Annotated in this window: 16 protein-coding genes; all 16 read left to right on the forward strand. The window is 61.6% G+C overall.

Translation table 11 applies throughout. The features are described 5' to 3' along the window. Positions 1-48: 48 nt before the first annotated feature. The 16 genes from rplN (at position 49) to rplQ (ending at position 9,315) form a co-directional block, all read left to right on the forward strand. A complete protein-coding gene (rplN, locus tag AC0L2X_RS24690; RefSeq protein ID WP_006205457.1) occupies positions 49-417 on the forward strand; it encodes a 50S ribosomal protein L14 in 369 nt (122 codons plus the stop codon). 12 nt (positions 418-429) lie between these two features. Next, entirely contained in the window at positions 430-744 is a 315-nt protein-coding gene (rplX, locus tag AC0L2X_RS24695) for a 50S ribosomal protein L24 (RefSeq protein WP_254817150.1), read from the forward strand. Next, positions 737-1,315: a 50S ribosomal protein L5 gene (gene rplE / locus AC0L2X_RS24700; protein WP_008875670.1), complete on the forward strand. Its 579-nt coding sequence runs from the start codon at positions 737-739 to the stop codon at positions 1,313-1,315. Before rplX ends, rplE begins: the two co-directional genes overlap by 8 nt. Positions 1,316-1,342: 27 nt before the next feature. Then, positions 1,343-1,648, forward strand: coding sequence for a 30S ribosomal protein S14 (rpsN, locus tag AC0L2X_RS24705; RefSeq protein WP_023675134.1), 306 nt, complete (start codon positions 1,343-1,345; stop codon positions 1,646-1,648). A 12-nt stretch (positions 1,649-1,660) separates the two neighbouring features. Next, entirely contained in the window at positions 1,661-2,059 is a 399-nt protein-coding gene (rpsH, locus tag AC0L2X_RS24710) for a 30S ribosomal protein S8 (RefSeq protein WP_006205453.1), read from the forward strand. 89 nt (positions 2,060-2,148) lie between these two features. Beyond that, positions 2,149-2,682, forward strand: a complete 534-nt coding sequence (gene rplF, locus AC0L2X_RS24715) for a 50S ribosomal protein L6 (protein WP_023675133.1) — start codon at positions 2,149-2,151, stop codon at positions 2,680-2,682. Positions 2,683-2,767: 85 nt separating this feature from the next. Next, positions 2,768-3,127, forward strand: coding sequence for a 50S ribosomal protein L18 (gene rplR / locus AC0L2X_RS24720; protein ID WP_023675132.1), 360 nt, complete (start codon positions 2,768-2,770; stop codon positions 3,125-3,127). 84 nt (positions 3,128-3,211) lie between these two features. Then, the gene (gene rpsE, locus AC0L2X_RS24725; RefSeq protein ID WP_006333394.1) at positions 3,212-3,775 is read left to right on the forward strand and encodes a 30S ribosomal protein S5; all 564 of its coding nucleotides are present in this window, start codon (positions 3,212-3,214) and stop codon (positions 3,773-3,775) included. Positions 3,776-3,799: 24 nt separating this feature from the next. Beyond that, entirely contained in the window at positions 3,800-3,997 is a 198-nt protein-coding gene (rpmD, locus tag AC0L2X_RS24730) for a 50S ribosomal protein L30 (protein WP_006205449.1), read from the forward strand. Positions 3,998-4,019: 22 nt separating this feature from the next. Then, positions 4,020-4,493 carry a 50S ribosomal protein L15 gene (gene rplO, locus AC0L2X_RS24735; RefSeq protein ID WP_352491399.1) on the forward strand — a complete coding sequence of 158 codons (474 nt, stop codon included), beginning with the start codon at positions 4,020-4,022 and terminating at the stop codon, positions 4,491-4,493. 191 nt (positions 4,494-4,684) lie between these two features. Continuing rightward, the gene (gene secY / locus AC0L2X_RS24740; RefSeq protein WP_023675130.1) at positions 4,685-6,025 is read left to right on the forward strand and encodes a preprotein translocase subunit SecY; all 1,341 of its coding nucleotides are present in this window, start codon (positions 4,685-4,687) and stop codon (positions 6,023-6,025) included. Then, positions 6,022-6,633, forward strand: a complete 612-nt coding sequence (locus tag AC0L2X_RS24745; protein ID WP_473562227.1) for an adenylate kinase — start codon at positions 6,022-6,024, stop codon at positions 6,631-6,633. Before secY ends, AC0L2X_RS24745 begins: the two co-directional genes overlap by 4 nt. Before the next feature lie 198 nt (positions 6,634-6,831). After that, positions 6,832-7,200 (forward strand): 30S ribosomal protein S13, encoded by a 369-nt coding sequence (rpsM, locus tag AC0L2X_RS24750; protein ID WP_006205445.1) that lies wholly within the window; start codon positions 6,832-6,834, stop codon positions 7,198-7,200. Positions 7,201-7,339: 139 nt separating this feature from the next. Further along, positions 7,340-7,729, forward strand: a complete 390-nt coding sequence (gene rpsK / locus AC0L2X_RS24755) for a 30S ribosomal protein S11 (protein ID WP_006205444.1) — start codon at positions 7,340-7,342, stop codon at positions 7,727-7,729. Positions 7,730-7,833: 104 nt separating this feature from the next. After that, positions 7,834-8,844 carry a DNA-directed RNA polymerase subunit alpha gene (locus tag AC0L2X_RS24760; protein WP_023675128.1) on the forward strand — a complete coding sequence of 337 codons (1,011 nt, stop codon included), beginning with the start codon at positions 7,834-7,836 and terminating at the stop codon, positions 8,842-8,844. A 39-nt stretch (positions 8,845-8,883) separates the two neighbouring features. Continuing rightward, complete coding sequence (rplQ, locus tag AC0L2X_RS24765; RefSeq protein ID WP_023675127.1) at positions 8,884-9,315, forward strand: 50S ribosomal protein L17; 432 nt, start codon at positions 8,884-8,886, stop codon at positions 9,313-9,315. Positions 9,316-9,439 lie beyond the last annotated feature (124 nt).

The following is a 9,439-nucleotide window of genomic DNA, read 5'->3' on the forward strand; positions in this document are numbered from 1 at the left end:
GGAGGGGTGAGAAACCCGTCCCGTTAGAAAAGAAGAAGGCGGCCAGTCATGATTCAGATGCAAACAAACCTCGACGTCGCGGATAATTCCGGCGCCCGTCGTGTCATGTGCATCAAGGTGCTGGGCGGCTCGAAGCGGAAATACGCTTCCGTGGGCGACATCATCGTGGTGTCGATCAAGGAAGCCATCCCGCGCGGCCGCGTCAAGAAGGGCGATGTGATGAAGGCGGTCGTGGTTCGCACGGCCAAGGACATTCGCCGCCCGGACGGCAGCGTGATCCGTTTCGACAAGAACGCAGCCGTTCTCGTCGACAACAAGAAAGAGCCGATCGGCACGCGTATCTTCGGACCGGTTCCGCGCGAACTCCGCGCCAAGAACCACATGAAGATCATCTCGCTCGCGCCTGAAGTGCTGTAAGGAGCCGGACCAATGCAAAAGATTAGAAAAGGCGACAAGGTCGTCGTGCTGGCCGGCAAGGACAAGGGCCGTTCGGGCGAAGTCCTTTCGGTGCAGCCGAAGGACGACACCGCGCTGGTGCGCGGCGTCAACCTGATCCGTCGTCACCAGAAGCAGTCCCAATCCCAAGAGGGCGGGATCATCACCAAGGAAGCGCCGATCCAGCTGTCGAACATCGCGCTGGCCGACCCCAAGGATGGCAAGCCGACCCGCGTCGGCTTTATCTTCCAGAAGGACGGCAAGAAGGTGCGCGTCGCCAAGCGCTCGGGAGAAGTCATCAATGGCTAAGGCTCAAACCAAGCAGGCAACTGCCCAGAACACGCCGCGCCTCAAGCAGGTCTACAACGAGACCATTCGCAAGGCGCTGCAGGAGCAGTTCGGCTACGAGAACGAGATGCAGGTTCCGCGCATCGACAAGATCGTGCTGAACATGGGCGTCGGCGAGGCTACCGGCGATTCGAAGAAGCCTTCGATCGCGGCGGAAGACCTTGCGATGATCGCCGGCCAGAAGGCCGTCGTCACCCGCGCCCGCAACTCGATCGCCGGCTTCAAGGTTCGCGAGAAGATGCCGATCGGCGCCAAGGTCACGCTGCGCAAGGAACGCATGTACGAGTTCCTCGACCGCCTCGTGAACATCGCACTGCCGCGCGTCCGCGACTTCCGCGGACTTAATCCGAAGAGCTTCGATGGCCGTGGCAACTATGCCATGGGCATCAAAGAACACATCGTGTTTCCGGAGATCAACTACGACAAGGTTGATCAGATCTGGGGCATGGACGTCATCGTTTGTACGACTGCGAAGACGGACGACGAAGCCAGGGCATTGCTCAAGGCCTTCAACTTCCCCTTCCGCCAGTAACGGCAGCGAGAAAAGGAAAAATCTGAAATGGCAAAGACCAGCTCAGTCGAGAAGAACAACAGGCGCCGCAAGCTTGCGGACCAGTTCGCTGCCAAGCGCAAGGTGCTCAAGGCGATCATCATGGATCAGTCCAAGCCGATGGAAGAGCGCTTCCGCGCTCAGCTGAAGCTTTCGGCGCTGCCGCGCAACTCGGCCAAGACCCGCATCCGCAACCGCTGCGAAGTCACCGGACGTCCGCGTGCCTATTATCGCAAGCTCAAAGTATCGCGTATCGCGCTTCGTGATCTCGGCAATAACGGCCAGATCCCAGGCCTGGTCAAGTCGAGCTGGTAAGGAGGACATAACATGTCATTGAGCGATCCTCTCGGCGATATGCTGACCCGCATCCGCAACGCGTATGGCCGTAAGAAGTCGAGCGTTTCGACGCCGGCCTCGCGCCTGCGTACCCGCGTCCTCGACGTGCTGAAGGCCGAAGGCTATATCCGCGACTACAGCCAGACCGACTTCGACAACGGCAAGTCCGAAATCGAGATCGAGCTGAAGTATTTCGACGGTGCGCCGGTGGTGCGCGAAATTGCCCGGGTCTCGAAGCCCGGCCGCCGCGTCTACGTTTCGGCCAAGTCGATACCGCACGTCGCCAACGGCCTCGGCATCGCCATCCTTTCGACGCCGAAGGGCGTGATGGCCGACCACGAAGCGCGTGAACAGAATGTCGGCGGGGAAATCCTCTGCCAGATCTTCTGATCTGGTATGTGACCCGGTTGGAAACAGGTTTTCGGGATCTAGTCCCGAAAGCCGAGACCTGAAACAAGAGAAGTGACGAGGACAACAAAATGTCTCGTATTGGAAAGAAACCCGTTTCGCTGCCGCAAGGCGTGACCGCGACCGTCAACGGCCAGACCGTGACGGCGAAGGGTCCGAAGGGCGAGCTGAAGTTCGTGGTGAACGACGAAGTGCTGGTCAAGATGGAAGGCAGCGAGATCGCTGTCCAGCCGCGCGACCAGACCAAGACCGCCCGCTCCAAATGGGGCATGTCGCGCACGCAGATCGTCAACATCCTGCAGGGCGTCAAGGACGGCTTCGAAAAGAAGCTCGAGATCACCGGCGTCGGCTATCGTGCCGCCATGCAGGGCAAGAACCTGCAGCTGGCGCTCGGCTTCAGCCATGACGTCGTCTACGAGACGCCGCAGGGCGTGACGATTTCGGTGCCGAAGCCGACGGAAATCACCGTGACCGGCATCGACAAGCAGCAGGTCGGCCAGGTCGCCGCCGAGATCCGCGAGTATCGCAGCCCCGAGCCCTACAAGGGCAAGGGCGTTCGCTATGCTGGCGAGAAGATCGTCCGCAAGGAAGGCAAGAAGAAGTAATCTTAACGCCGCGGGGAGCGGCCGCGGGAGGCTTGTCCTACCGCATATGGTTGCCCCCGTTTTTTGAAGGCAAGGAACTGATATCATGGGCTCGAAAGAATCCACCCAACGCCGCGCTCAGCGCGTCCGCCGCCAGATCAAGAAGGTTGCCGGCGATCGTCCGCGCTTGTCGGTCCATCGCACGTCGAAGAACATCTACGTCCAGGTGATCGACGACGCCAAGGGCCACACCATTGCCGCTGCATCGACGCTCGAGAAGGAGCTCAAGGGCTCGCTCAAGACCGGCGCCGACACCGCGGCCGCAGCTGCCATCGGCAAGCTGATCGCCGAGCGTGCCTCGAAGGCCGGCGTCAAGGAAGTCGTCTTCGACCGCGGCGCCTACATCTACCACGGCCGCGTCAAGGCGCTTGCCGAGGCTGCCCGTGAAGGTGGTCTGAGCTTCTAAAAACGAAAATTCGCCCCCGGCGACCCGCAGAGGTGCCGGATATCATCATCAACCGTGCTTCCGGAAAAAAACAAGGAACAGGATATGGCACAGGAACGTAGGGATGGCGGCCGCGGCCGTGATCGCGAAGAGCGCGACGACGGCATGGTCGACAAGCTCGTCCACATCAACCGTGTCGCCAAGGTCGTCAAGGGCGGCAGGCGCTTCGGCTTTGCAGCCCTCGTCGTCGTCGGCGACCAGAAGGGCCGCGTCGGCTTCGGCCACGGCAAGGCGCGCGAAGTGCCGGAGGCGATCCGCAAGGCGACCGAATCGGCCAAGCGCGACATGATCTTCGTGCCGCTGCGCTCGGGCCGCACGCTGCACCATGACGTCGAGGGACGCTGGGGCGCGGGACGTGTTCTGCTGCGCGCTGCCAAGCAAGGTACCGGCATCATCGCCGGCGGCCCGATGCGCGCCGTTTTCGAGACGCTCGGCATGCATGACGTGGTCGCCAAGTCGATGGGTTCTTCGAACCCCTACAACATGGTTCGCGCCACTTTCGACGCGTTGAAGAGCCAGATGCATCCAAAGGATGTGGCTGCCGCGCGCGGCATCAAGTATTCGACCCTTCAGGCCCGCCGCGGCACCGCCGTTGCGGCTGAAGAATAGTCGACGCTGACCAGGGATCTGACCATGGCCAAGAAAGCTACCAAGACCATCACCGTCGAGCAGATCGGTTCGCCGATCCGCCGGCCGAAAGAGCAGCGCGCAACGCTGGTCGGCCTCGGCCTCAACAAGATGCACAAGCAGCGCACGCTGGAGGATACGCCCTCGGTGCGCGGCATGATCGCTGCCGTCCAGCATCTCGTCCGCGTCGTGGACGAGGGCTGAGCCAGAGCGCAGGAGAACCCAGATGAAACTCAACGATCTGCGTGACAAGGACGGCGCGACGCATTCCAAGAAGCGTCTTGGCCGTGGCATCGGTTCCGGTTCGGGCAAGACCGCCGGTCGCGGCGTCAAGGGCCAGAAGGCGCGCTCCGGCGTCGCCGTCAACGGCTTCGAGGGCGGCCAGATGCCGCTCTACCGCCGTCTGCCGAAGCGCGGCTTCAACAATATCTTCGCCAAGAGCTTCACCGTCGTGTCGCTGGCCCGCATCCAGGCGGCGCTCGATGCCAAGAAGTTCGACGCTAAGACAGTTGTGACGGCCGAGGCGCTGGTTGCGGCCGGCGTCATCCGTCGCGTCAAGGACGGCGTGCGCATCCTTTCGGACGGCGACATCAAGGCCAAGCTTGCCTTCGACGTGGCCGGAGCCTCCAAGGCCGCGATCGAGAAGATCGAAAAGGCCGGCGGTTCGGTGAAGCTGCCTGAGAAGGCAGCTGCCGAGTAACGGCAATTTGAAGCACGTTCGGCAAAGGTGGAATTCGGTTTTGCCTGCGGTCGTGCTTTGATCCGACAGATGTGGCGGCCGCATCAACGCGGCCGCTTGCATGTTTGCAGTCCGGAGCTTATCTCGTGAGCTTCGGTGACACGCGCCGCCTGAGCTGCGGGCATCGAGCGTGACCAAGCGGAGAATCAGGCATGGCTTCGGCTGCTGAACAACTAGCCTCGAATCTGAATTTTTCGGCCTTCGCCAAAGCCGAGGATCTGAAGAAGCGCATCTGGTTCACCATCGGCGCGCTGCTCGTCTACCGCCTTGGCACCTATATCCCGCTGCCCGGCATCAATCCCGACGCTTTCGCCCAGGCCTTCTCGTCGCAGAGCAAGGGCGTGCTCGGTATGTTCAACATGTTCGCCGGCGGCGCCGTGCAGCGCATGGCGATCTTTGCCCTCGGCATCATGCCCTATATCTCGGCCTCCATCATAATGCAGCTGATGACCTCGGTCATTCCGTCGCTGGAAGCGCTGAAGAAGGAAGGCGAGCAGGGTCGCAAGATCATCAACCAGTACACGCGCTACGGGACCGTGCTTCTGGCGCTGGTTCAGGCCTACGGCATTTCGGTCGGGCTTGAGGGCGGCAACGGCATCGTCAACGATCCCGGCATGTTCTTCCGCATCTCTACCGTCGTCACGCTGGTCGGCGGCACCATGTTCCTGATGTGGCTTGGCGAGCAGATCACCGCTCGCGGCATCGGCAACGGCATTTCGCTGATCATCTTCTCCGGCATTGTCGCCGGCTTGCCGCGCGCCATCTCCGGCACGCTGGAGCTTGGCCGCACCGGCGCCCTGTCGACCGGCCTGATCCTGGCAATCATCGTGCTGGCCATCATCGTCATTGCGCTGATCGTCTTCTTCGAGCGCGCCCAGCGCCGCCTGCTGATCCAGTATCCCAAGCGCCAGGTCGGCAATCGCATGTTCCAGGGCGATACCTCGCATCTGCCGCTTAAGCTCAACACCTCCGGCGTCATTCCGCCGATCTTCGCCTCGTCGCTGCTGCTGCTTCCGGCAACGGTTGCCGGCTTCTCGCAGACCACCAATATGCCTGCATGGGCTAGCACCATCTTGGCGGCGCTCGGCCATGGCCAGCCGCTCTATATGGCCTTCTACGCGGCAATGATCGTGTTCTTCGCCTTCTTCTACACGGCGATCGTCTTCAATCCGAAGGACACCGCCGACCAGCTCAAGAAGCATTCGGGCTTCATCCCGGGTTATCGTCCGGGCGAGCGCACTGCGGATTATATCGACTATGTGCTCACCCGCATCACCGTCGTCGGCGCCATCTATCTGGTGCTGGTGTGTCTGCTGCCTGAGTTCCTGATTTCGGCGACTGGCGTACCGTTCTACCTTGGTGGCACTTCGCTCCTGATCGTGGTCAGTGTAACGCTCGATACGGTGGCGCAGATTCAGGGTCACCTGATCGCGCACCAGTATGAGGGCCTGATCAAGAAGTCGAAGCTGCGCGGGGGGAAAAAGGCCAGATGAGGTTGATATTGCTTGGACCGCCGGGGGCGGGCAAGGGGACACAAGCACTAAGACTGGTAGAACGGCACGGCATCCCACAGCTTTCCACGGGGGACATGCTGCGTGCTGCTGTTCAGGCCGGCACCGAAGTCGGCAGGCGCGCCAAGGCGGTGATGGACGCTGGCGAACTGGTGTCCGATGTTATCGTCAACGCCATCGTGGCTGAGCGCATCGATCAAGCTGATTGCGCAAACGGCTTCATCCTTGACGGATACCCGCGAACCCTGGTGCAGGCGGACGCCGTTGAGGAAATGCTGTCGGATCGCGGACTGGAGCTCGACGCAGTCATCGAATTTGTCGTCGACGACAAGGCGCTGGTTGGCCGAATCGTCAAGCGCGCCGAAGAAGCCAAGGCCGCAGGCCTGCCGGTGCGCAAGGACGACAGTCCAGCGGTGTTCGAAGAACGCTTGAGGGAATATTACAAGAAAACCTCGCCGCTGATCGGCTACTACTACGCCAAGGGCAAACTCAGGGGCGTCGATGGCATGGCCGACATTGATGCGGTGACGCAGCAGATCGAGGCGGTGCTCAGGGCGACGACCCAGAAAGTTGGCCAGGCGGCCGGCTAGCGAATCGAACGATTGCGCTTGACTGGAGCGGTCCGCTGGGGTATGGCGGCCCGTCTTCCTATCAGGCATGAGGCTTGCTTGTCCGCAAGGGCAAGGCAGGCCGCTTTGAACTGGAAACTCCCGCAAGGGCCGGCCTCCACCGGACGCGGGGCAACTTGAAGCGCCGGCTCGTCCGGCCTATATGGAGAAGAGAAGAACATGGCTCGTATAGCCGGCGTCAACATTCCGACCAACAAGCGCGTCGTCATTGCGCTTCAATACATTCACGGCATTGGCAAGAAGTTCGCCCAGGAGATCGTCGACAAGGTCGGCATCCCGGCCGAGCGTCGCGTCAACCAGCTGACCGACGCGGAAGTGCTGCAGATCCGCGAGACCATCGACCGCGATTACCAGGTCGAGGGCGACCTGCGCCGCGAAGTGTCGATGAACATCAAGCGGCTCATGGACCTCGGCTGCTACCGCGGCCTGCGTCACCGCCGCTCGCTGCCGGTTCGTGGTCAGCGCACACACACCAATGCGCGCACCCGCAAGGGCCCGGCCAAGTCGATTGCCGGAAAGAAGAAGTAATTTAGGGCAGTAAGGGAGTAGGGCAGTAAGGCAATAGGAACGGCAGACATACTGCCCTACTGCCATATTCCCCTACTGCCTTCTCCCTGGTGGAGCCGCTGGCATTACGGCGGTGTAGAGATCAACTGAAAGGACTATCATGGCCAAGGAAGCCGCTCGTGTTCGCCGTCGCGAACGCAAGAACATCTCGTCGGGCGTTGCCCACGTCAATTCGACCTTCAACAACACGATGATCACCATCACGGACGCGCAGGGTAACTCGATTGCCTGGTCGTCGGCCGGAGCCCAGGGCTTCAAGGGATCGCGCAAGTCGACCCCGTTCGCTGCCCAGATGGCCGCAGAAGATGTTGCCAAGAAGGCCCAGGAACACGGCATGCGCATGCTCGAGGTCGAGGTCTGTGGACCCGGCTCCGGTCGTGAATCGGCGCTGCGCGCGCTGCAGGCAGCCGGCTTCACCATCACCTCGATCCGTGATGTGACGCCGATCCCGCACAATGGCTGCCGCCCGCGCAAGAAGCGCCGCGTCTAACGAATTTACCGAACGCCGCGCGAGCGCCTCAAAGGCGCTCCTCCACGGCATTCCAGGTCGCCCGCCACGATTGGATGGTGGCGGGACAACGGAAGGAAAGCACTATGATCCAGAAAAATTGGCAAGAACTGATCAAGCCGAACAAGATCGAGTTCTCGTCGAAGAAGAAGACGCTGACCACGCTGGTCGCCGAGCCGCTCGAGCGCGGCTTCGGCCTCACCCTCGGCAACGCGCTGCGCCGCGTGCTTCTGTCTTCGCTGCGTGGCGCGGCTGTGACCGCCGTGCAGATCGATGGCGTCCTGCATGAATTCTCGTCCATCGCCGGCGTCCGCGAGGACGTGACCGACATCGTCTTGAACATCAAGGAAATCGCCATCCGTATGGAAGGCGACGGCCCCAAGCGCATGGTCGTACGCAAGCAGGGACCGGGTGCGGTTCTCGCCGGCGACATCCAGACGGTTGGCGACGTCGAGATCCTCAATCCCGACCACGTCATCTGCACGCTGGACGAAGGCGCTGAAATCCGCATGGAATTCACCGTCGACACCGGCAAGGGCTATGTGCCGGCCGACCGCAACCGCGCCGAGGACGCGCCGATCGGGCTGATCCCCGTCGATAGCCTGTATTCGCCGGTCAAGAAGGTCTCCTACAAGGTCGAGAACACCCGCGAGGGCCAGGTTCTCGACTATGACAAGCTGACCATGACCATCGAGACCGACGGTTCGATCTCGGGCGAGGACGCGGTGGCCTTCGCCGCTCGCATCCTGCAGGACCAGCTCGGCCTGTTCGTCAATTTCGACGAGCCGCAGAAGGAAGTCGCCGCCGAACAGGTCACCGAGCTTGCCTTCAACCCGGCGCTGCTCAAGAAGGTCGACGAGCTCGAGCTTTCGGTGCGTTCGGCCAACTGCCTGAAGAACGACAACATCGTCTATATCGGCGACCTGATCCAGAAGACCGAAGCCGAGATGCTGCGCACCCCGAACTTCGGCCGCAAGTCGCTGAACGAGATCAAGGAAGTCCTGGCGGCGATGGGCCTGCATCTCGGCATGGAAGTGCCGGACTGGCCGCCGGAAAACATCGAAGACCTCGCCAAGCGTTACGAAGATCAATATTGAGGCTCAGGCCTCTTGAACCCGCAATGAAGGAGAAGAGCCATGCGCCACGGATTTAAAGGCCGCCGGTTCGCCCGCAGCATCAGCCATCGCAAGTCGATGTTTGCCAACCTTGCCGTGTCGCTTATCGAGCACGAGCAGATCCTCACCACGCTGCCGAAGGCGAAGGATCTGCGTCCGATCGTCGAGAAGCTGGTGACGCTCGGCAAGCGCGGCGACCTGCATGCCCGCCGGCAGGTGATTGCCCAGATCGGCAATGAAGGCGTCGTCAAGCGTCTGTTCGATACCATCGCGCCACGTTATGCCACCCGCAACGGCGGCTATCTGCGCATCATGAAGGCCGGCTTCCGCCATGGTGACAATGCCGCAATGGCCGTCATCGAATTCGTCGACCGCGACACCTCGGCCAAAGGCGCCGGCGACCGCGCCCGCATCGAGGCCGAAGGCACCGAAGAGGAAGCCGCAGCTGCATAAGCTTCGGTTTTTCTGTGAAGTTCAAAGGGGCCTGCGGGCCCCTTTTCTGTTGTGTGCCGAGCATGATCGACAGCTTGGAGGTGCAAGTCCTCTACCCAGCCTGATGACGGCGAAGGGTTAGCGA

It is taken from the genome of Mesorhizobium sp. WSM4828, assembly GCF_055811175.1.

What these genes read in the sequence shown, in the direction of transcription:
- rpsH (WP_006205453.1), top strand. Translation starts at nt 1,661, where the DNA reads ATGTCATTGAGCGATCCTCTCGGCGATATGCTGACCCGCATCCGCAAC.
- rplR (WP_023675132.1), top strand. Translation starts at nt 2,768, where the DNA reads ATGGGCTCGAAAGAATCCACCCAACGCCGCGCTCAGCGCGTCCGCCGC.
- AC0L2X_RS24745 (WP_473562227.1), top strand. Translation starts at nt 6,022, where the DNA reads ATGAGGTTGATATTGCTTGGACCGCCGGGGGCGGGCAAGGGGACACAA.
- rplN (WP_006205457.1), top strand. Translation starts at nt 49, where the DNA reads ATGATTCAGATGCAAACAAACCTCGACGTCGCGGATAATTCCGGCGCC.
- rpsM (WP_006205445.1), top strand. Translation starts at nt 6,832, where the DNA reads ATGGCTCGTATAGCCGGCGTCAACATTCCGACCAACAAGCGCGTCGTC.
- AC0L2X_RS24760 (WP_023675128.1), top strand. Translation starts at nt 7,834, where the DNA reads ATGATCCAGAAAAATTGGCAAGAACTGATCAAGCCGAACAAGATCGAG.
- rpsN (WP_023675134.1), top strand. Translation starts at nt 1,343, where the DNA reads ATGGCAAAGACCAGCTCAGTCGAGAAGAACAACAGGCGCCGCAAGCTT.
- rplF (WP_023675133.1), top strand. Translation starts at nt 2,149, where the DNA reads ATGTCTCGTATTGGAAAGAAACCCGTTTCGCTGCCGCAAGGCGTGACC.
- rpmD (WP_006205449.1), top strand. Translation starts at nt 3,800, where the DNA reads ATGGCCAAGAAAGCTACCAAGACCATCACCGTCGAGCAGATCGGTTCG.
- rpsK (WP_006205444.1), top strand. Translation starts at nt 7,340, where the DNA reads ATGGCCAAGGAAGCCGCTCGTGTTCGCCGTCGCGAACGCAAGAACATC.
- rpsE (WP_006333394.1), top strand. Translation starts at nt 3,212, where the DNA reads ATGGCACAGGAACGTAGGGATGGCGGCCGCGGCCGTGATCGCGAAGAG.
- secY (WP_023675130.1), top strand. Translation starts at nt 4,685, where the DNA reads ATGGCTTCGGCTGCTGAACAACTAGCCTCGAATCTGAATTTTTCGGCC.
- rplE (WP_008875670.1), top strand. Translation starts at nt 737, where the DNA reads ATGGCTAAGGCTCAAACCAAGCAGGCAACTGCCCAGAACACGCCGCGC.
- rplX (WP_254817150.1), top strand. Translation starts at nt 430, where the DNA reads ATGCAAAAGATTAGAAAAGGCGACAAGGTCGTCGTGCTGGCCGGCAAG.
- rplO (WP_352491399.1), top strand. Translation starts at nt 4,020, where the DNA reads ATGAAACTCAACGATCTGCGTGACAAGGACGGCGCGACGCATTCCAAG.
- rplQ (WP_023675127.1), top strand. Translation starts at nt 8,884, where the DNA reads ATGCGCCACGGATTTAAAGGCCGCCGGTTCGCCCGCAGCATCAGCCAT.